The organism is Pontibacter brevis, assembly GCF_054779655.1.
The window spans coordinates 143880-165219 of record NZ_BAAGXV010000034.1 but is presented as its reverse complement, the minus strand read 5'-3'; the positions used below and the strand labels follow the sequence as shown (position 1 = coordinate 165219).

Annotated in this window: 18 protein-coding genes; 11 read left to right on the top strand and 7 right to left on the bottom strand. The window is 50.0% G+C overall.

Annotated features, from left to right (window positions below; all coding sequences use genetic code 11):
• Positions 1 to 353: 353 nt before the first annotated feature.
• The 3 genes from ACYVB1_RS12575 to porX are packed head-to-tail and all read right to left on the bottom strand — an operon-like array spanning position 354 to position 3583.
• On the bottom strand, positions 354 to 1580 hold the full coding sequence (locus ACYVB1_RS12575) for an alanine dehydrogenase (protein WP_460924022.1): 1227 nt from the start codon (positions 1578 to 1580) through the stop codon (positions 354 to 356).
• Between the two features lies 1 nt (position 1581).
• Entirely contained in the window at positions 1582 to 2028 is a 447-nt protein-coding gene (gene tsaE, locus ACYVB1_RS12570; protein ID WP_460924020.1) for a tRNA (adenosine(37)-N6)-threonylcarbamoyltransferase complex ATPase subunit type 1 TsaE, read from the bottom strand.
• Positions 2021 to 3583 carry a T9SS response regulator signal transducer PorX gene (gene porX, locus ACYVB1_RS12565; RefSeq protein ID WP_460924019.1) on the bottom strand — a complete coding sequence of 521 codons (1563 nt, stop codon included), beginning with the start codon at positions 3581 to 3583 and terminating at the stop codon, positions 2021 to 2023. Before porX ends, tsaE begins: the two co-directional genes overlap by 8 nt.
• A 191-nt stretch (positions 3584 to 3774) precedes the next feature.
• Between porX and ACYVB1_RS12560 the strand changes: the two genes are divergently transcribed.
• The 7 genes from ACYVB1_RS12560 to ACYVB1_RS12530 all read left to right on the top strand — a co-directional run bounded on the left by ACYVB1_RS12560 (position 3775) and on the right by ACYVB1_RS12530 (position 11278).
• Complete coding sequence (locus tag ACYVB1_RS12560) at positions 3775 to 5007, top strand: HD domain-containing protein (protein WP_460924018.1); 1233 nt, start codon at positions 3775 to 3777, stop codon at positions 5005 to 5007.
• A 216-nt stretch (positions 5008 to 5223) separates the two neighbouring features.
• A complete protein-coding gene (gene lpxD, locus ACYVB1_RS12555) occupies positions 5224 to 6252 on the top strand; it encodes a UDP-3-O-(3-hydroxymyristoyl)glucosamine N-acyltransferase (RefSeq protein ID WP_460924017.1) in 1029 nt (342 codons plus the stop codon).
• 177 nt (positions 6253 to 6429) lie between these two features.
• On the top strand, positions 6430 to 7824 hold the full coding sequence (locus ACYVB1_RS12550) for a bifunctional UDP-3-O-[3-hydroxymyristoyl] N-acetylglucosamine deacetylase/3-hydroxyacyl-ACP dehydratase (protein ID WP_460924015.1): 1395 nt from the start codon (positions 6430 to 6432) through the stop codon (positions 7822 to 7824).
• Positions 7821 to 8612, top strand: coding sequence for an acyl-ACP--UDP-N-acetylglucosamine O-acyltransferase (lpxA, locus tag ACYVB1_RS12545; RefSeq protein ID WP_460924014.1), 792 nt, complete (start codon positions 7821 to 7823; stop codon positions 8610 to 8612). The genes ACYVB1_RS12550 and lpxA overlap by 4 nt, the downstream gene beginning before the upstream one ends.
• Complete coding sequence (locus ACYVB1_RS12540; protein ID WP_460924012.1) at positions 8602 to 9234, top strand: ABC transporter ATP-binding protein; 633 nt, start codon at positions 8602 to 8604, stop codon at positions 9232 to 9234. Before lpxA ends, ACYVB1_RS12540 begins: the two co-directional genes overlap by 11 nt.
• Before the next feature lie 247 nt (positions 9235 to 9481).
• Positions 9482 to 10189: a YebC/PmpR family DNA-binding transcriptional regulator gene (locus ACYVB1_RS12535; RefSeq protein ID WP_460924010.1), complete on the top strand. Its 708-nt coding sequence runs from the start codon at positions 9482 to 9484 to the stop codon at positions 10187 to 10189.
• A gap of 120 nt (positions 10190 to 10309) precedes the next feature.
• Positions 10310 to 11278 (top strand): calcium/sodium antiporter, encoded by a 969-nt coding sequence (locus tag ACYVB1_RS12530; RefSeq protein WP_460924009.1) that lies wholly within the window; start codon positions 10310 to 10312, stop codon positions 11276 to 11278.
• A gap of 28 nt (positions 11279 to 11306) precedes the next feature.
• Here the strand turns inward: ACYVB1_RS12530 and ACYVB1_RS12525 are convergent, their stop codons facing one another.
• Both ACYVB1_RS12525 and ACYVB1_RS12520 read right to left on the bottom strand, forming a co-directional pair.
• The gene (locus tag ACYVB1_RS12525) at positions 11307 to 12587 is read right to left on the bottom strand and encodes an erythromycin esterase family protein (RefSeq protein ID WP_460924007.1); all 1281 of its coding nucleotides are present in this window, start codon (positions 12585 to 12587) and stop codon (positions 11307 to 11309) included.
• A 143-nt stretch (positions 12588 to 12730) separates the two neighbouring features.
• Positions 12731 to 13462, bottom strand: a complete 732-nt coding sequence (locus ACYVB1_RS12520) for a DUF4197 domain-containing protein (RefSeq protein WP_460924006.1) — start codon at positions 13460 to 13462, stop codon at positions 12731 to 12733.
• Between the two features lie 67 nt (positions 13463 to 13529).
• Between ACYVB1_RS12520 and ACYVB1_RS12515 the strand changes: the two genes are divergently transcribed.
• From ACYVB1_RS12515 to ACYVB1_RS12505, 3 genes are all read left to right on the top strand, one after another.
• On the top strand, positions 13530 to 14789 hold the full coding sequence (locus tag ACYVB1_RS12515) for a competence/damage-inducible protein A (RefSeq protein ID WP_460924005.1): 1260 nt from the start codon (positions 13530 to 13532) through the stop codon (positions 14787 to 14789).
• A 146-nt stretch (positions 14790 to 14935) separates the two neighbouring features.
• A complete protein-coding gene (locus tag ACYVB1_RS12510; protein ID WP_460924004.1) occupies positions 14936 to 16318 on the top strand; it encodes a dihydrolipoamide acetyltransferase family protein in 1383 nt (460 codons plus the stop codon).
• Positions 16319 to 16460: 142 nt separating this feature from the next.
• Positions 16461 to 16976, top strand: a complete 516-nt coding sequence (locus ACYVB1_RS12505) for a hypothetical protein (RefSeq protein WP_460924003.1) — start codon at positions 16461 to 16463, stop codon at positions 16974 to 16976.
• Positions 16977 to 17086: 110 nt separating this feature from the next.
• Here the strand turns inward: ACYVB1_RS12505 and ACYVB1_RS12500 are convergent, their stop codons facing one another.
• On the bottom strand, positions 17087 to 17818 hold the full coding sequence (locus tag ACYVB1_RS12500; RefSeq protein WP_460924002.1) for an ROK family protein: 732 nt from the start codon (positions 17816 to 17818) through the stop codon (positions 17087 to 17089).
• Positions 17819 to 17998: 180 nt separating this feature from the next.
• Here ACYVB1_RS12500 and ACYVB1_RS12495 point away from each other — a divergent pair, with 180 nt between their 5' ends.
• Complete coding sequence (locus ACYVB1_RS12495; RefSeq protein ID WP_460924001.1) at positions 17999 to 18607, top strand: hypothetical protein; 609 nt, start codon at positions 17999 to 18001, stop codon at positions 18605 to 18607.
• Positions 18608 to 18696: 89 nt separating this feature from the next.
• Here the strand turns inward: ACYVB1_RS12495 and ACYVB1_RS12490 are convergent, their stop codons facing one another.
• Positions 18697 to 21330 (bottom strand): valine--tRNA ligase, encoded by a 2634-nt coding sequence (locus ACYVB1_RS12490; RefSeq protein WP_460923999.1) that lies wholly within the window; start codon positions 21328 to 21330, stop codon positions 18697 to 18699.
• Between the last annotated feature and the right edge of the window lie 10 nt (positions 21331 to 21340).

The following is a 21340-nucleotide window of genomic DNA, read 5'->3' as shown; positions in this document are numbered from 1 at the left end:
TAGCAAAAGAGGCAAAACAGATGCCTCTTGGTTTCATTATCATGGGAGCAGTGGTCATGTGTTCCCTCTTTTTACTGTACCACTCCCCACCTAATCAAACACCTTCACTTATTACTCCCTTTGATTGGGTTTTGTTACTTTGTCTGTTGAAACGCCTTTCTACACAGTAACCTGACAAAAAATCCTCAGCAGAACTATTTATTAGCCTAAAGCAGCTAACTCCCTGTTCTGCGGCTTGTTTGGCAGGAGCCAGAACTTAGGTGGGTAATGTAAAGCTTCCTTAAAGAAAATGGCCACATGCTTACCTGTTATGGTAGGCATGTGGCCAGCAAATATTTCTGATTTTAGGTCTTTTAGTTTCTTACCGCAATCATCAGCCCTAGTTCCTTATAGCGCATCCCAAATCTCTTGGCGATGTGGCCGTTCGTCAGGCTACCCTTATAAATGTAGACACCGCTGCGGTAGTGCTCGTTTGTGAACAGCACCTCATTGATGCCGCCATACTTCGAGAACTCTGTGAAAATGGGGGTAAATATATTGCTCAACGCCTGAGAAGCCGTACGCGGCACTCTGGATGGGATGTTGGGAACGCAATAATGGATAATGTCATACTTGCGGTAAATCGGGCGGGAATGAGATGTTAGCTCGGAAGTTTCGAAACAACCTCCCTGGTCGATACAGACATCTATGATAACAGAACCTGGGTTCATCTGCGCAATAATGCTTTCCTCTACCATATTAGTAACCTGTCCCTCTTCCGCTACCAGGGCGCCAATCACCACATCGGCCTGCTTTATTTCGTGGTAAAGCACTGCCTTATCCAAAGTAGAGGTGAAAAGCTGTGTGCCCACGTTCTGCTTCAGGCGGCGCAGTTTATAAATGTGGTTGTCGAATACCTTTACTTCGGCCCCCAGGCCAAAGGCAGCGCGTGCAGCGTGCTCCGCCACCGTACCGGCCCCTAATATCACCACCTTGCTGGGTGGCACTCCTGTGATTCCTCCCAGAATAACACCCTTACCATCATTGCTGCTGCTCAGGTACTCCGCCGCCACCAGCATTACGGTGCTGCCCGCAATCTCGCTCATGGCACGCACCACAGGCTTGGCATCCGACTTATCACGAATCAGTTCAAAAGAAATAGCGTTGATTTTTTTGCTCAGCAGCGCATTGATGTAATCGGCTGTGAGGTTACCGAACTGGAGCGCAGAGATAAGTGTCTGGGCTGGGCGCAGGTACTCTATTTCGTCATAGGTAGGAGGGGCAATCTTCAGGATGATATTCGCCTCGTACACCTCCTGGGTAGAGTAGACAATTTTGGCACCTGCCTCGGAGTAATCATGGTCTGAGTATTTGGAGGGGCTTCCGGCCCCTGTTTCCACCCAGATGCGATGGCCCTGGTCTGTGAGTTGTTTCACGGCATCCGGGGTAAGTCCTATCCTGTTCTCCTGAAACGACGATTCTTTGGGAATGCCGATAAATAAGCTGCGGCGCCTCTCTTCTATTGCCAGCATCGACTCTTTTGGGTAAAGAGCCTGGTTGGTAGCTAACTTCTCTAATGCTACGGCGAACTTATCCGTCATACTATACTCTATTTATGGTCATGGTGCGCACCTCGCCATCAGCAGCAGGTTGCAGCGCTACTAGCAAATAATGCTCTGGCAACAAATTTGGTATCATCGAGGGCCACTCAATCAGGCACAACCTGCCTGATTCAAAATATTCGAGAGCACCTATATCCAGCGCCTCACGCTCCTCATTTATCCTATAAAAATCAAAATGATAAATTAGGTTCCCTCCTGTGGCCTCATATTCATTTACGAGGGCAAAGGTAGGGCTGCTAACGTTCTCTTGTACACCTAGCTGAGAACAAATTTCTTTGATCAGCGTTGTTTTGCCGGCGCCCATCGGCCCTTCAAACAAAATGACTGATTCCTGTTTAGCCTGCTCTAAAAGCACAGAAGCCGCCGCTGGCAAGTCAGCCAACGACGACATCTGGATTTTTACCTGATGGGTTCCTTTTTTATACATTCTTGGGCGTAAGCGTGACAAACGGTATAATAACCTCCTCCAGCGACACACCCCCATGCTGGAAAGTGTCTTTATAGAAGTTCACGTAGTAATTATAGTTATTAGGGTACGCAAAGAAATAATCCTCTATTGCGAACACAAACGTAGTAGAAACATTGGCTTTAGGCAAGAAAAATCGTTCGGGTTTACGTACCGTGAACACATCTTTATCGGTGTAGCCCAGGTTTTTACCGTGCTTATAGCGTAAGTTCGTGTTCGTGTTGCGGTCACCGATAATCTTGAAAGGGCGCTTTACACGGATGGTGCCGTGGTCAGTAGTGATGATGAGCTTACCTTTCTTTTCGGCAATCATGCGCAGCGTGTCATAAAGTGGCGAGTGCAGAAACCATGATTTCGTGATGGAACGGTAGGCTGACTCGTCAGGCGCCAGTTCCCGCACCATGTTACTGTCAGTGCGCGCGTGCGAAAGCATGTCCACGAAATTATACACAATAACATTCAGCTTGTTGTTGTCCAGGTTGCTGAACTTGTTGAGCAGTTCGCGCCCTGCCGCCACGTTTGTGATTTTGTGGTAGCTGTGCTTGTCCGTCACGCGGTTCTGCTGAAACTGAATATCCAGAAAATCCGACTCATGCAGGTTCTTTCCTTCTTCCTCATCGTCGCTCACCCACATGTTGGGGTACTTTTTGGCAATTTCGGTAGGCAACATGCCCGAGAAAATGGCATTCCGGGCGTAGGCTGTAGTAGTAGGGAGAATGGAATAGAACATCTCCTCCTGGTCCACGGTGAAGTAATCTGAAATGAGCGGCTCCAGCACTTTCCACTGGTCATAGCGCAGGTTGTCGATCAGCAGAAAATAAACCGGCCTGTCCGTCTGCTTTAACATAGGGAACACCCGCTCCTTAAACAGCTGGTGCGACATCAGCGGCGCATCGTCTGAGTCCTGGTTTATCCAGTCTTCGTAGTTCTCCATAATAAACTTGGCGAAGTTGGAGTTGGCCTCATCTTTCTGCATGTTGATGACGTCGGCCATGCTTTTGTTCTCGGTCTCGTCTATCTCCAACTCCCAGTACACCAGCTTTTTGTAGATATCGGCCCACTCCTGCGGGCTCAGGCGCTCGCCAAAGGCCATGCCCAGCTGCCTGAAATCCCGCTGGTAGCTCATATTTGTCTTTTCTGATACGAGCCGCTTGTTATCCAGCACTTTCTTTACAGACAGCAGAATCTGGTTTGGGTTGAGGGGTTTTATAAGGTAATCTGTGATACGGGATCCGATGGCTTCCTCCATTATATGCTCCTCCTCGCTTTTGGTGATCATAATCACCGGAACCGTTGGGCGGATATTCTTCAGTTCTGTCAGGGTTTCGAGGCCGCTGATGCCGGGCATGTTCTCATCGAGAAACACAATGTCGAACGCTCTCTCCTGAAATACCTCGATGGCATCCGTGCCACTGTTCACAGGCGTGATGTTATAGCCGCGTTCTTCCAGGAACAGAATGTGCGGCTTGAGCAAATCAATCTCATCATCAGCCCATAAAATATCGTATCTTTGCATAGTTTTATTTAGTTGATTGTTAGATGGCTAAATTGTTGAATGGTTAAATGTTTATACTTAGAACGTACGAAAACGGCAACGGCATGTACTAGTACAGTACACTTTATTATGCCAGCCCTAAGTTACAGCTGCATTCATTCCTGCATTAGCCATGCCAACTTTATAACATTCGACTTTAGACCTACTGTTTTGTGAATAAGAAAAAAATACTCAACGACCCTGTCTACGGCTTTATAACCGTTCCCTCCGACCTTATTTTCGACATCATCAACCACCCCTACTTTCAGCGCCTGCGCCGCATCAAGCAACTGGGCCTTACGGAGATGGTGTATCCGGGTGCGCTCCATACCCGCTTTCATCATGCGCTGGGTGCTATGCACCTGATGGATACGGCCCTGCAGACGTTAAAAAGTAAAAATAACGAAATTAACGATAAAGAGGTCGAGGCCTCACTGATCGCCATCCTGCTGCATGATATAGGGCACGGTCCTTTTTCGCATGCGCTGGAGACGGCAATTTTCAAAAATGTGCACCACGAGGACCTTTCGCTGCACATTATGCACATGCTGAACGAGGCGTTTGACGGCAGATTGAGTTTAGCCATTGATATATTTAAAGGCAACTATGAACGCAGGTTCTTTCATCAGCTGGTATCAAGCCAGCTGGATGTAGACCGCCTCGACTACCTGAACCGGGACAGCTTTTATACCGGTGTGTATGAGGGCAAAATTGGCGCCGACCGCATTATTAAAATGCTGGACGTGGCCAACGACAACCTGGTGGTGGAGGAAAAAGCCATTTACAGCATCGAGAACTTCCTGGTAAGCCGCCGCCTGATGTACTGGCAGGTGTACCTGCATAAAACCGTAATAAGCGCTGAAAACATGGTGCTACGGGTGGTGCAGCGGGCCCGGGAGCTCATGCAGGAGGGTGTAGACGTGCCAGCCAGCCCTAACCTGAAGTTTTTCCTGGCTTCCGACCTCTCCATGCAGGACTTCAAGCAAGATAACACCATCCTGGAGCGCTTTGTGAGCCTCGACGACCATGACGTCTGGGGCGGCATTAAGCTGTGGGCTGCGCACTCTGATAAAGTGCTTTCTTTTCTGTCGAACAGTATTCTGAGCCGCCGGCTCTTCAAAGTCATTATCTCGAGCAGGCCAATCGAAGAGGAAATGCTGCTGGGAATAAGCGAACTGGTGCAGGAGAGGTTTGGAGTAAGCGAGGCAGCAGTAAAATACCTGATGATATCGGGCAAAATAGGCAATAATGCCTACGACGTGGAGGGCCAGACTATCAACGTGCTCACCAAATCGGGGTACGTAGTAGACGTAGCCGACGCCTCTGACCTGCCCAGCATCCGGGCCCTGGGCACGAAAGTAGAGAAATACTACGTGTGCTACCCGAAAGAGGTGGCTACGCTGTAAGCTTGCCCTCTGGTTTAAGGCTTTATGCTGAAAGGAAATCAGGTAGATGTAAACACTGGTTTGGAGGGCCTGCCTGTAACGTCGTTATTTTATCGTTTGCTCCTGCAACCCTGTAGCATATAAAAGTACTCCTACCTGTAAAGGGCGCAGCTTTTTTTGTTAAGTTTGCACCCTTCAAGCATTAGCCTTTTTAAGTTTTTGCTCTAATTTTACAAAATGGAATTTACTGTTCAACAGATAGCTGACCTGCTGCAGGGCACGGTAGAAGGAGACAAGTCAGCGAAAGTCAACACCTTAGCTAAAATAGAAGAAGCCGGCACAGGCGCTCTTGCATTTTTAGCTAACCCTAAATACGAGGCATTCTTATATTCCACCAACGCGAGCGCTGTTATTGTATCTGAGAAGCTGGAGCTAAAAAAAACTGTTTCTGCCACTCTGATTCGCGTTGCCGATCCTTACTCAAGCTTTTCTTCGCTGTTGCAGTACTACCAGGCCGCCCTTATCGCATCCAAAACAGGCGTAGAAGAACCTAGCTTTTTGGGGAAAGACAGCCAGGTTGGCGAAAACCACTACCGTGGCGCCTTCTCTTATATTGGCAGCAATTGTAAAATCGGCGAGAATGTGCGCATTTTCCCGCAGGCATACATCGGGGACAATGTACAGATAGGTGACAACACCACTGTCTTTGCAGGCGCTAAGTTATATGCCAATACAGTTGTAGGAAGCAACTGCACCATTCACGCAGGAGCCGTAATAGGCAGCGATGGGTTCGGGTTTGCCCCTCAGCCTGACGGCACTTATAAAGCGATACCTCAGATTGGGAACGTTGTGCTCGAAGACGACATCTCGATCGGAGCCAATACCACGATTGACTGTGCCACCATGGGCTCCACCATTATCCGGAAAGGCACAAAAATAGATAACCTCGTGCAGATTGCACACAACGTGGAAGTCGGTTCCCATACAGTTATCGCTTCCCAAACGGGTATCTCCGGGTCTACCAAGATCGGTAATAACTGTGTTGTAGCAGGTCAAGTAGGCATTGTAGGGCACATCAGCATCGCCGACAAAACCACCATCGGGGCACAGTCTGGTGTATCCAAATCAGTGAAAGAGTCAGGCACAATCATACAAGGCTCCCCTGCCTTCGATTATAAGCAGAACCTGCGCGCCATGACCGTATTCCGTAAATTGCCGGAGTTGCAACGGGAACTGGAACTGCTGCGGGAGAAAACATCTAATTAACCGGACCAACACAAGCCCGTGCTACTTTCATAATAAAAAGTGGTAATAGCTTATATAATATCTTAAGTTTGCAACGGCAACGGATGTAGAAGGTCCCGCTTTGCTTACTACCAGTAGCAGCAAAGGGTTACCGCTCTTGCTCTGACAGTAAGCACCTAACACGACTAAGATACGTGAATGAACGATAAACAGCATACTATTAACGCGCCGGTAACTGTATCTGGCATTGGGCTGCATACAGGCGTAGTTTCTAACATGACCTTTAAACCGGCTCCTATAAATCATGGTTACAAGTTCCAGCGCATTGACCTGCCTGACCAACCGATTGTGGACGCCGATGCCGACAATGTAGTGGACCTGTCAAGGGGCACTACCATTGAGCAGAACGGGGCACGCGTGAACACCGTGGAGCATACGCTGGCGGCACTTGTCGGCCTCCAGATTGACAACGTGCTGATAGAGTTGGATGGACCGGAGCCCCCGATTATGGATGGCTCCTCTATAGAGTTTGTAAAGGCCCTGCAAAGTGTGGGGGTTCAGGAGCAGAATGCGCTTCGGAACTACTTCGAGATACCGTCAGGCATCACCTACAAAGACGACAGCCGTGGTGTAGAGATAGTAGCGCTACCTCTGGATGATTACCGCCTGACAGCAATGGTAGACTATAACTCGCCTGTTTTAGGCAGCCAGCACGCTTCTATCACCAACATCTCCCAGTTTGAAAACGAGATTGCACCATGCCGCACATTCGTTTTCCTGCATGAACTGGAGGCGCTGTACAAGCAAAACCTAATCAAAGGAGGCGATTTAGACAATGCTATCGTGATTGTGGATCGCGTAGTGAAGGATGAAGAACTTTCCTATCTGTCAGAGTTACTCAAAAAGCCGAAGGTACAGGTAAAAGAGGAAGGGGTGCTGAACAACACAGACCTGCGCTTCAAAAACGAGCCTGCCCGCCATAAGCTACTCGACCTGATGGGTGACCTGGCCCTGATAGGCCGGCCGATCAAAGGCCAGATATTGGCAGCGCGCCCTGGGCATGCCGCCAATGTGGCCTTTGCCAAAAAAGTAAAGAAAATGATTCGTGAGGCGGCCATCAAAAATGTGCCCACTTATGATCCGAAGAAGAAACCGGTCATGGACATCAACCAGATTGCGGCAACCCTGCCACACCGGTACCCCTTCCTGCTGATTGACAAAATCATACATTTAGACGAAACCACTGTGACCGGTGTGAAAAACGTCACGCTGAATGAGCCATTCTTTCAGGGGCATTTCCCTGGCAACCCGGTACTGCCAGGTGTAATCCAGATAGAGGCGATGGCCCAGACAGGCGGTATCCTGGTATTGAGCACGGTAGATAACCCGGAGGAATACTGGACTTATTTCCTGGGAGTAGACAGATGCCGCTTTAAGCGCAAAGTTATCCCGGGCGATACAATCATCTTCAAATGTGAACTGCTGGCGCCTATAAAGCGCGGCATTGCCAAAATGTCTGGTCAGGCTTTCGTAGCCGGGCAGCTGGTAATGGAAGCTGAAATGTCGGCAAGCATAGTAAAAAAAGACGCATGAACCAGCCATTAGCATACATACACCCAGAGGCCAAAATTGCGCAGAACGTAGTAGTCGAGCCCTTTTCAACCATCTACAAAAATGTTGAAATTGGCGAAGGGACCTGGATAGGCCCTAACGTAACGATTATGGAAGGTGCCCGCATTGGCAAGAACTGCAAGATATTTCCGGGTGCGGTCATTTCCTCTGTTCCCCAGGACCTGAAGTTTGCCGGTGAAGAAACTACTGCTGTTATCGGAGACAATACGGTAATCCGGGAATGTGTGACCGTTAGCCGTGGTACTATTGATAAAATGAGGACCGTAGTGGGCAGCAATTGCCTCGTCATGTCTTACGCCCATATTGCCCACGACTGTATTATAGGCAACAACTGCATTCTGGTGAATGCCGTGCAGTTAGGCGGACACGTAGAGATGGGCGATTACGCTATCATTGGTGGCTCCAGTGCAGCTCACCAGTTCGTGAAGATTGGAGCACACGCCATGATTTCAGGCGGATCCCTGGTACGGAAAGATGTTCCGCCGTATGTGAAAGCAGCACGCGAGCCGCTTACGTATGCCGGCATCAACTCCATTGGCCTGCGCCGCAGGGGCTTCAGCAGCGAGCAGATCAATGACATACAGCATGTATACAGGCTCCTGTTTATGAGCGGCATGAACTATACCGAGGCGCTGGATAAGATTGAACTGGAACTGGCACCGAGCACAGAGCGCGATGAGATACTGAACTTTGTGCGCAACTCCGGCCGCGGTATCATCAAGAGCTATTTTGCCAAAGATGCAAATTAACCTAAGCAATTTAGGTAAACGATACAATTACGAGTGGATTTTCCGGAACCTGACCTATACTTTTGAGGCAGGAAGCTCTTATGCCATACTAGGGCGTAACGGATCCGGGAAATCCACTCTTCTTACAACCGTTGCCGGGTACAACCTGCACAGCGAGGGAGAAATCACCTACAAAGCAGGAAACAAAACGGTCTCCCCAGACCAGGCTTACCGGCAGCTGTCGCTCACAGCCCCTTACTTAGAGCTGGTAGAAGAGTTCACGTTGCTGGAGATAATCCAGTTCCACACCCGCTTTAAGCCCCTGCGCCACCAACTCACCCACCTGCAGCTAATTGACCGCATGAAGCTGCAGCGGGCTAAGAATAAGTTCGTGAAGGATTTCTCATCCGGCATGAAGCAGCGCCTGAAGCTGGGCCTGGCCATCTACTCCGACACCCCGCTCCTGCTGCTGGACGAACCCACCACCAACCTGGATCAGGAAGGTGTGGCCTGGTACCAGGAGCATGTAGCGCAAAACCAGGAGGAGCGACTGATTATAGTAGGGTCAAACATCCAGCACGAGTACAGCTTCTGCAAAAACTACCTGCTCATTTCAGACTACCATGTTACTCCGAGGAGATAATTTCCTTACCCATTCTTTTAAATGTTGCTGGGTGTCCCACTGCTAGCACCTCAGTGACTCAGCATATTGCTTAGCTAGCCTTGTTCCTTACCTTCCGGCTTCGGCAAGCAGCTTGGGGAAACAGCTGTTTTAGACAATTAGGACAACGATTCTTACTTGCGAATTGACACGAACAACGAATTTCCCATTCGCACTATCAATTTACGCGTAAGCTGCCTAACTTTGTAGTATACACTTAACTCATACCATGGGAAGAGCATTTGAATTCCGAAAAGCCCGAAAGTTTAAACGCTGGGATAAAATGTCGAAGGCCTTTACGCGCCTCGGCAAAGAGATAGTAATGGCAGTGAAAGAAAGCGGTCCTAACCCTGAAACTAACTCACGCCTGCGCACGGCCATCAATAACGCCAAAGGCGTGAACATGCCGAAAGACCGTATTGAAGCAGCCATTAAAAGAGCATCTTCTAAAGAAGAAAAAGACTACGAAGAAGTAGTATACGAAGGCTACGCCCCCCACGGCATTGCAGTGGTAGTGGAGTGTGCCACCGACAACCTAAACCGCACTGTTGCCAATGTACGCATGCATTTTTCCAAAGGAGGCGGCTCGTTAGGCAAAACCGGTTCCTTGGACTTTATGTTCGACCGCAAAGGCATCTTTAAAATCAATGCTGAAGGTGTTAATTTAGAGGAACTGGAGCTGGAGTTAATTGATTTTGGCGCTGAAGAGATATACGAGCACGAAGGGGAAATTATTATCGAAACACCTTTCACGGAATTCGGCAACATGCAGAAAGGACTGGAGGAAAAAGGGCTGGAGGTAATCAGTGCCGACGTGCAGCGCATCCCGACCACCAGAACTGAACTGACCGAGGAACAGGAAGAAGAAGTAATGAACCTGATTGAGCGCCTCGAAGAGGACGACGACATACAGGCGGTTTACCACAACATGCAGTAAAAACAGTACAACAGAAGAAATGGCTGCTCAAAGCTTCAGAGGCTATGGGCAGCCATCTTTTTTTAACCTTTGCCTGAATACTTACGGTAAGCTTAAAAACAAAAACACGACGACACCAACATGCTCCTATACATCTTATTTGTAATTGGTTTCTTCTTACTCATAAAAGGTGCTGATGTGCTGGTGGCTGGTTCCTCCTCCATAGCCAAGCGCTACGGCCTATCTGATATGGTGGTAGGACTAACGATTGTGTCTTTCGGCACCTCACTTCCGGAACTTATCATCAATGTTCTGTCGAGCTTGCAGGGGCAGTCGGAACTGGCAATCGGAAACGTGTTTGGAAGTAATGTGGCCAACCTGCTGTTGATACTGGGTGTGACAGCCATTATCTGTCCCTTGCCCATCAAACGGACAACCATTCTTACCGAGATTCCTTTTTCTCTTATTGCTACGCTGCTGGTAGGTTTCCTGGCCAATGCCACCCTACTTGACAATCGGGAGGATTTATACATCAGCCGCCTGGATGGCGGGATTCTGCTGTTCTTTTTCGGGCTGTTTATGGCATACATCTACAACATCGCGAAGACAAACAAAGATGAGATAATACCGCACGCGGAGAGCGATGCTCCGCTGATGTCGGTAGGCAAGTCGGTGCTGCTGATACTGCTGGGGGTAGTGGGTTTGTTTCTGGGAGGAAAATGGGTAGTAGACGGCGCAGTGTACATTGCGCAGTCGTTTGGGCTGAGCGAGTCTTTTATCGGGCTCACGGTGGTAGCCATCGGCACTTCACTGCCGGAGCTTGTTACCTCGGCCATGGCCGCCTACCGCCGCAACATCGACATTGCAGTGGGCAACGTGGTAGGCTCCAACATATTTAACCTTGCCTGGATATTAGGAGTCAGCGCCCTCATTAACCCGCTTCCTTTTGACGTGGTCAGCAATTCAGATATTGTGATGATGATTTTTGCCAGCACGCTGCTTATACTGTCCATGCCTATCGGCAAGAGAAACGCCATCGACCGCTGGAACGGTGTCTTCTTTCTGCTGGTTTACGTCAGCTATGTTACTTTTCTGGTGATGCGGGGATAATCTCCATCCTATTGCAACTTCGCCACGCTTAGTAGTTCCATGGGTAAAGGTCAGGCTCTTTTGCCCCGCGGGATTTCATTCGAAGCGGGTGCACAGCCTCTGTTTCCTCAAAATATATAAAAGCATCATAGCGCTCCGGTATAACGGTAGGCACGTAGTTCCCAAACATCTCATATTTTGGATCATATACTACGCCTATGGCCCTGTGGCCGATGCGTTTCTGAAGCTCCGGTATATTTTTTAAATCTTTGGAGAGAATGATTTTGTCGTCGGTGCTCATACGGTGCAGCATGTCTTCCCAACTACCCTCCACGGCTGGCGGCACGTCCATCTTCTGCATAGGTGATCCCCATGCCTTGCCTGCAATTACGGTACCCTGGTAGGTTCCGAACCCCACCAGCCTCACCTGATCGCGGCCATAACGCTCACGGGCCAGCTGGCCAATGTTGAACATGCCGTCGTCTGCCATGTCTGTATAGCTGGCATCTCCTATGTGCGTGTTATGCTCCCAGACAATCGCCCTGGAGTCAGGGCCATGAAAATCGAGTAAGCGTTCCAGGGTTTCCATCATGTGGCTGTCGCGCACGTTCCAGGAGTTGCCCCCTCCCCGCATCATTGCCCGGTAATATTTCTCTGCATTCACAGCTACCAGTGCATTCTGCTTTGTGTTAAACTCGCTTTCCGGATCTTCAGAATACATTCGCTGCGACTGTACCCGCTGCAGCATCTCAATGACTTCCTTCTCACAATCGGTGGGTACAAAAGCAGTGGCCCGCGCGTACTCCTGCGGATCGCGGTTGAAGGGCTCAAAACAGCTGATAGCGGTGCGGGCTGCCTCGGCAGCCTGCCCGTCGGTGCTTTCCAGGTAGTTCACAATCTGGTCCAGCGACTCCCAGAGGCTGTACACGTCCAGGCCATAGAAACCGGCTTTCTCTTTCCCGCTTTTCAAATGGTTATGGTCGCGCAGCCACTCTATCAGGGCTGCCACCTCCCAGTTGGCCCACATCCAGGTTGGCCAGCGCCTGTACACCTGCAACACGTCGGCAATTTTGCTGCCAGCATTCTTATAATCCTTTATGAGGCGGTTAACGGCATAGCACTCCGGCCAATCACCTTCCACTGCTATAAAGTTGAAGCCTTTTTCCTGTATCAACCGTCGTGATATAGCGGTGCGCCACGTATAGTATTCTGATGTGCCATGGGAGGCCTCCCCCAGCATCACGATCCGTGCGTCCCCTATCTCCTCCAGCAATACATCTAAGTCCTTCTCCTTGGTGAGCCTGGTATAATCAAAAAGTTTGTTTTCCATAATAGTATCCGCTTTGTGAGCGTTAAGCCAGCTTCGGGATTTGGTGTATTGTACTTTTATTGAGGGGTTTATGTTCCACAAAAAAAGGCACCCGCTCTACTTCTGAGTAAAGCGGGTGCCTTTGCTGTTATTATATTCCTGGCCTACGACTGATTTTCTTTCGCGAACACACGGCGTAACAGCTCGGTGGTGCGTGCAAGTGGGTTTTCACGTATTTCTGCCTCTTCCTGCGCAATCATTACAAATAACCCGTCAATAGCCTTTTTGGTAGCGTAATCATCCAGGTCGGGGTTAACTTTTTGCGTCAGCGGAATCCTGTTATACTGGTTCACAATGTCGGCGTAGTACCTGGTGGCATTTGTCTTTTCCAATGAAGCCACCATAACTGGGTTAAAGGCATCGTAGAGTTGCTGCGAGGTAGTGCGCTTCAGGTATTGGGTAGCGGCATCTCTGTCGCCCTTCAGAATAGCCCAGGCATCTGCTATGGTCAACTGCCTGATGGCACTTACGAAAATAGGCACTGCGCTTTTAGCTGCATCTTCGGCACCACGGTTTAGCGTAAGTATAAACTTATCGACTTCGCTGCCCAGCCCCACCTGGCGCAATGTATTTTCTACGCGCTGCACATCCTCCGGAAACGGGATACGGATGAGCGGATTTCTATAGTAGCCGTCTTCCTGGGAAGCCTGGTTAGATCCTTTCTTGATACCAACCTCCAAAGCCTGCTTCAGGCCTGAGGCAACTTCAGATTGCGTAACCGGGGCACCGGCAGTGCCAGCCAATACGCCATCCATGGTACGTTGTACATCTGCCACGGTACAGGCAGAGGCGCCCAGGGTGAGGGCGATAAAAGAAGTGTAGAGTAGTTTTTTCATATCAACAGAACATCTTTAACTTAAATCGGTTTTCCAAACCTACGCATAAATCAGACCAAAAATATATATGAAAGAGGTAATCGCTGAAATCATCACCATCGGAGACGAAATTCTGTATGGCCAGATAGTAGACACCAATTCTGCCTGGCTGGGTACCGAACTCACCAAAATCGGGGTACGGGTAAAGCAGATCACCTCCATCTCCGACAGCGCCGATCACATCGTTCAGTCCCTGAACGATGCCCGCACAAGAGCAGACATTATCCTGATAACCGGTGGCCTCGGCCCTACCAAAGACGACCTGACGAAGCATGTATTAGCAGATTATTTTAACTCTACTTTAAAACTGCATGAACCGTCGCTTGAAGATATAACAGCCATCTTCAGGAAAAGGGGCATTGCCGTGACAGAACTGAACCGGCAGCAGGCGCTTCTGCCGGAGGTGTGCACCCCCGTCCGGAACGTGCTGGGCACCGCGCCAGGCATGTGGTTTGAGCAGGAGGGTAAGGTATTTGTGTCGATGCCGGGGGTGCCGTTTGAGATGAAGCGTATGATGACGGACATCGTGCTGCCACAGATCAAGGCTTATTTTAAAACTCCCGAAATCATACATAAAGTGGTACAGACGGTGGGCATACCCGAATCTATACTGGCAGAACGCCTGGAGGAATGGGAAACAAACCTGCCGGTACACCTTAAGCTGGCTTACCTTCCGAACCTGGGAGGGGTACGCCTGCGCCTGACAGGCACAGGCACAGATGCCGCTAAACTCGAACAGGAGCTGCAGGAAGAAGTGGAAAAGCTGCCTAGCATTATCCCGAACAACATTTTTGCGTTTGGTGAAGTTAAGTTAGAGGAAGCCATCGGACAACTCTTAAAAGAACGGGGCCTCACCATTGCTACCGCCGAGAGTTGCACCGGCGGTTACCTGGCACACAAAATCACCAGCATCAGCGGCAGTTCAGCCTATTACCAGGGTAGTATTATTGCCTACCATAACGAGGTAAAAACAAGGGAACTGAATGTGAAGCCGGAAACCCTTCAGCAGCACGGCGCCGTAAGTGAAGCCACAGTAAGGGAGATGGCCGAGAACGTGCGCCAGAAGTTTGGCACCGACATTGGCGTGGCAACCAGTGGCATTGCAGGTCCCGATGGCGGCACAGCGGAAAAGCCGGTGGGCACTATCTGGATTGCCTATGCCGACAAAGATAAAACGGAAACACGGCTGTTAAACTATAACAAAGACAGGCTCCTCAACATAGAGTATACCGCCACAGCCGTACTGAACCTGGTACGCCAAAGTTTAACTACTGCCGTTGAGGAATAGGCTAAATTTCCTAACTTTGTGCAGGTTTTGAGCAAAAGACCGTGCCGGAATAAGTGAAGACTCACTTTTTCTGACATAAGCATCTTTGTTACTGTCTTTTATGCTTATTACTGAATTACACACTAAAGACAACGAATAAAACACATATGGCACTTGTAGAAATGGTTATGCCCAAAATGGGCGAGAGTATCATGGAAGGCACCGTTCTGAAATGGCTTAAAAGCGTGGGAGACACCATTGAGCAGGATGAATCGGTGCTGGAAGTAGCTACAGATAAAGTGGACACAGAGGTACCCGCCCTGGAGGCTGGCGTACTGAAGGAGATTCTGGTACAGGAAGGTGATGTGGTAGCCGTAGGAGCTCCTATCGCCATCATCTCTACCAACGGAGAAGACACTGGTGCTTCTGCCGCTCCTGCTGCCACTGAAACACCAGCTACTGCCTCTGCCGGGGAGGCTGCTCCGCAGCAGGCCGTTGCCGCTTCAGCGCAAGCAGAGGGTGCTGTAGCCAAGCTCGACCAGCCTGCTTCCGGCCGTTTCTATTCTCCGCTGGTACTGAACATTGCCCGCGAAGAAGGTATTTCTATGCAGGAACTGGAATACATACCAGGCACTGGCAAAGAAGGGCGTGTATCTAAAAAAGATATTATGGCTTACGTAGAGAGCCGCTCTGATGCGCCACAGCAAGCCTCCGGACAAGCTGCCAATGCTCCTGCCCCGCAAGCGCAACCTCAGGCACAGACGCAGGCCCCTGCACCGGCACCGGCCGCCGCTCAGCCACAGACAGCTGCCTCCGTAAAGCCTGCTGCCTCTTATAGCGGAAACGTGGAGATAATAGAGATGGACCGCATGCGCAAGATGATTGCCGACCGTATGGTGGAAAGCAAGCATACTTCTCCGCACGTTACCTCTTTTGTGGAGGCCGATGTTACGAACCTCGTGAACTGGCGTAACAAGTGGAAAAATGACTACAAGAAACGAGAGGGTGAGAACCTGACATTCACCCCTATTTTTATTGACGCTATTGCAAAGGCAATCAAAGACTTCCCAATGATCAACGTGTCTGTGGACGGCAACAAAATAATCCGCCACAAAGACATCAACATTGGTATGGCGGTGGCCTTGCCAAGCGGCAACCTGATCGTGCCAAACATCAAGAATGCAGACCAGCTGAACCTGAACGGCCTGACCAAAAAGGTGAATGACCTGGCAAACCGTGGCCGCAACAACAAACTAACTCCGGACGACCTGTCTGGCGGTACTTATACGGTATCTAACGTAGGCTCTTTCGGTAACGTGATGGGCACTCCTATCATCATGCAGCCGCAAGTAGCTATTATGGCTGTAGGTGCTATCACTAAAAAGCCAGCCGTGATCGAGACACCACAGGGTGATTTGATTGGCATCCGTCACTTCATGTTCCTGTCGCACTCCTATGACCACCGCGTGGTAGATGGCTCCCTGGGTGGCATGTTCGTACGCCGTGTGGCCGATTACCTGGAGAACTTTGACGTGAACCAGACGATATAACCTGAATGACATAAGCCAGGAAGACAGAAGTTTTCCTTTTACAAAACAAAAGCCTGCCTCTGCAAGAGGCAGGCTTTTGTTTTGCAATTCTCGAGAATGAAGGAATCATTTTCCTATCTTCACCTTTTCAAATAGAAGCGACATGAGAACCATATTACCGTGGATATTGGCAGCCATCTTTCTGTTTCTGGCATTCTACTTTTACATGCAGAAAAACGAAGCAGAAAACCGCCTCGCCATTGCTGACAACAAAGTAGAAGAGATTGACGCAGAACTGGCGCAGCGGAACCAGGCGGTTGATTCTCTTGAAGATATAATGCTGCCACCAGACACCATGGAACTGGTGCCTCCGGGTGGTGCTGCTTTCGTGGATGAACTAGGCACATTAAGTGAGTCGGATATAAGGCGGCTGCAGCAGAAAGGACTGCAAAACCCGGAAACAGACCTGATGAATGACCTGAACCGCAAGCAAAGCCGGCTCATTCCGGCAGAGGGCACTCTGGGGGGCACTATGGCCATCCGCGACAGCCGTATCCTGAACGACCGCTATGCCCTGGCCTACTATGAAGACGGCCACACCGGCGGGTATATGCTGCTGAAATACACCGTGAGCAACGGCAACATCAACTGGAATGTAATTGATAATTCACGCTTGTAAGTGATGCTGGACTTGCAAGGGAGAGAATGCACCCTTGCCGGCCAGGCTTTTGACATGAACCGGCAGTGAGAATGGGAGCCGCAACAGCAGCGGTATTTGTTTATCGCTGCCTACCTATCCGCCAGAATAAATTCGTCCTGCCAAAGCATTGCACCTCCTTTTATACCATCTATGTTCCTTAAAATGGTGATGTTCTCATCAAGCTTAAACCTCAGCTCATCGGCATTCCCTCCGCTAATATATAAGTAGTCGTAGTTGAAAACAGTTTGCAAAATCTGCAGCACATGCTGCATCCTCCTGTTCCATTCTTCTATCCCTGCCTTTTTCAGTGCCTTTTCACCTATATATTGGTCGTAGCCTTTACTTTTAGTTAAAGGATGATGCGCCAGCTCAAGGTGGGGCAGCAGGTAACCGTTATGCAGCAAAGCGCTCCCAAAACCTGTGCCGAGGGTAATCACCATCTCCAGTCCCTTTCCACGTACTACTCCCAGCCCCTGCAGGTCAGCATCGTTGACCACCCTGACTGGTTTATCCAGCACATCCATCAGCCTCTGGCGCAGGTTACAAAGTCTCCAGAGCTCAGTGCCTAAATTGGGCGCAGTCATCACGATGCCATCTTTCACATATCCTGGAAACCCTACCGATACCCGATCATAATAAGTAAAGTTCTGTACCAGTCTTTCAATCGCAGCCAGCACATTTTCTGGTGAGGCCGGTGAAGGGGTCTCTGTTTTGATATAGCTTGTTTGTAGTTGCCCCGCCTGGTCAAGGACTGTTCCTTTGATGCGGGAGCCACCAATGTCAATCGTTAATATGCTGAGTCCGTCCTTATTTTGTTCCATAAATTTACTTACGGGAAGAAGAAAGGAAACGGATAATTATGATGTAGCAGGTGGTGTGACTTTAAGTGCTTGGCTTCTGCTTTGCCCTAAACAGGCAATGATACAGTGCTTGCAGCCAGACTTGCTTTGATATGTAAAATAACAATAGGCATAACATTTGAGTAGTAGGAAGCAAATACTATGGCTATGTTAACCGCTACATCACTCCTGTTTCCGTTGCTCTTCTCCTACCTGCTTGCCTTTGCACCAGCCCTGCTTCTGCAACAGGACCTGGAAAAAGATATCGCACAGCTTACCAAGGACAGCCGCTACTTTATCAGCGACAACAGCACGCAAACCCCGACTGTGCAAACAGTGTCCCAAGACCTGCAACTCTTTCAGCTTGTGGCCAGCCTGGACCTGTCTGAAGCCACCCATAGCCGCCAAATTTTTGGGAACCATCAAATGGATGTATGGCAAATGCCTGAAGGTAAGATAAAAAGCATTTACCAGATTGAAAGCACCATCCATTTGGATACGGTGGTAACGCAGCGCTACCTCGACAACCGCACCCCCACGCAGAAGCGCATCACCAACAACTTTACTTTCAGGAGCTATGCTGTGTCTACCGACGCCACGCCGCTCAAATTGTATTACCTGACAGAGGCAGACCAGGGGCTGCTGTCTTACCGCCTCGGAGAGAAAGAGGTGGAGGTTACGTATGCCGCCACTAAAGAAGGGTTGGCAGATGTACTTCCAGGGTATACAGAAGAGATAAAGCAGTTGCTGGCACCACCAAACAGGCATTAAGCTTGTTTAGAATATTCAATAAAAAAGGAACCGACCACCCTATATGGGAGTGGCCGGTTCCTTTTTTATTGAATGAAATGGCTTTATGCTTACAGCGTGGCCAGGCTTTGCTCAATGGCACTGATACGGGCTTCGGCATCGGCCTTTTTCTTGCGCTCACCGGCAATCACAGCCTCCGGAGCACCGTTTACAAAGCGCTCATTGCTCAGCTTTTTATTAACTGAAGCAAGGAAACCTTTGGTATACTCCAGTTCTTTGGTGAGGCGTTCGCGCTCAGCAGCCACATCGATGTTGCCCTCCATCGGGATAAAGAACTCATCGCTGCCCACAATAAAGCTGATAGCGCCCTCCAGATTCTCCTCTACAAACTGAATCTCATCAAGGTTAGCCAGCTTGCGCAGGATAGCAGTAAATGAGCTATAGCTTTCCTGGTTCGCTACTTTCATGTACAGGTCCAGCTGTTTGTTGTTTGAGATATTTTTGGAGTTACGAACGTTGCGCACGGCACCTACTACCTGCAGCACATTCTCCATTTTCTCAATGATGTCCTTGTCGAACTTGTTCTTTTTTGGCCAGGCAGAAACAATCAGGTACTCCTTTTTCTTACGTTCCTTCAGCTCGTGCCAGATTTCCTCACTGATGAAAGGCATGAACGGATGTAATACCTTCAGCACATTCTCCAGCAGCTTCACCGTTGCGTCCAGGGTTTGCCTGTCAATTGGCTTCTGGTATGCAGGCTTGATCATCTCCAGGTAATTGGAGCAGAAATCATCCCACACCAGCTTGTACACCGCCAGCAGCGCATCCGAGATACGGAACTTGCTGAAGTGGTCTTCTATCTGCACAAAGGCCTCGTTAAACCGTGAATCAAACCAGTTAATGGCTGTCTCGTTCGGGCAAGGCAGGCTATCGTCTACCTCCCAGCCTTTGATCAGGCGGAAGGCATTCCAGATTTTGTTTGTAAAGTTACGCCCCTGCTCTACCAGTTTCTCGTCGTACAGCAGGTCGTTACCGGCTGGTGAGCTGAACAGCATACCGGCACGCACACCGTCGGCACCAAACTGCTCAATCAGGTCCAGCGGGTCTGGTGAGTTACCCAGCGATTTAGACATTTTGCGTCCCTGTGCATCGCGCACGATACCGGTCAGGTACACATTCTTGAACGGCATCTCCTTGCGGAACTCATAGCCGGCCATGATCATACGGGCCACCCAGAAGAAGAGAATTTCCGGAGCCGTTACCAGGTCGTTCGTTGGGTAATAGTACAGGATGTCTTTGTTGTCTGGATCTTTGAAGCCATCAAACACAGAAATCGGCCACAGCCACGACGAGAACCACGTATCCAGCACGTCCTCATCCTGGTGCAGGTCTGCCAGTTGCAACTGGTCGTTTCCGCTTTCCCTGCGGGCAAGTTCCAGGGCCTCCTCCGCCGTAGTAGCCACTACATGCGAGCCGTCCGGCAGGTAATAAGCCGGAATGCGCTGCCCCCACCACAACTGGCGTGAAATACACCAGTCCCGGATGCCCTCCATCCAGGAGCGGTACATGTTTTTGAACTTAGGCGGGTGCAGGCGAATATCGTCGTTCATTACGGCGTCCAATGCCGGCTTCGCCATGGCGTCCATTTTGCAGAACCACTGCATCGACAGGCGCGGCTCGATTACGGCACCCGTACGTTCTGATGTCTGCAGCACACTCTGGTACTCCTCAATCTTTACCAGCAAGTCCGCCTCCTGCAGGTCTTTTACGATGTTGCGACGGGCAGCAAAACGGTCCTGCCCCACATACAGCTGCGCCTGCTCATTTAGGGTGCCGTCATTGTTCAGGATGTCAAAGGTCGGCAGTTTGTGCTTCTGCCCCAGCTCATAGTCGTTCAGGTCGTGCGCCGGCGTTACCTTCAGAGCCCCTGTACCAAAGTCAATGGACACATACTCATCCAGGATGACAGGAATCTCCTTGCCGAGCAACGGAATGCGCACGCTCTTACCGTGCAGGTGCGTATAGCGCGGGTCATTCGGGTTAACAGCCACAGCCACGTCCGCCATAATGGTTTCAGGGCGTGAAGTGGCTACCGTAATGTAGGTAGGTTCCGAAGTAGCACCATCCACCACCTCGTACTGCAGGTGGTACATTTTGGCCATGGTGTCTTTTGGTATCACTTCCTCATCAGAAAGCGCAGTACCGCCTTGCGGGTCCCAGTTTACCATACGCACGCCACGGTAAACAAGGCCTTTGCGGTACAGGTCTACGAACACTTCAATCACAGCAGCGCTCATGTCGACCTCCATCGTGAAGCGGGTGCGTTCCCAATCGCAGGAAGCGCCGAGTTTCTTCAGTTGGTCCAGGATAATGCCGCCGTACTTCTCTTTCCACTCCCAGGCATAGCTCAGGAACTCCTCCCGTGTCAGGTCTTTTTTGCTGATACCGCGTTCCTTCAGCATGGCCACCACCTTTGCCTCTGTGGCAATGGAAGCGTGGTCGGTGCCGGGCACCCAGCAGGCCTCTTTGCCCTGCATGCGCGCGCGGCGTATCAGCACGTCCTGAATGGTGTTGTTGAGCATGTGGCCCATGTGCAGCACACCCGTCACATTTGGCGGCGGAATCACGATGGTATAAGGCTCCTTGTTCGGGTTGGGCTCAGAGTGGAAGAAGCCGTGCTGCATCCAGCTGTCGTACCACTTCTGCTCTATTTCTTTGGGGTTATATTTCGTTGAAATCGACATCGTATACTGT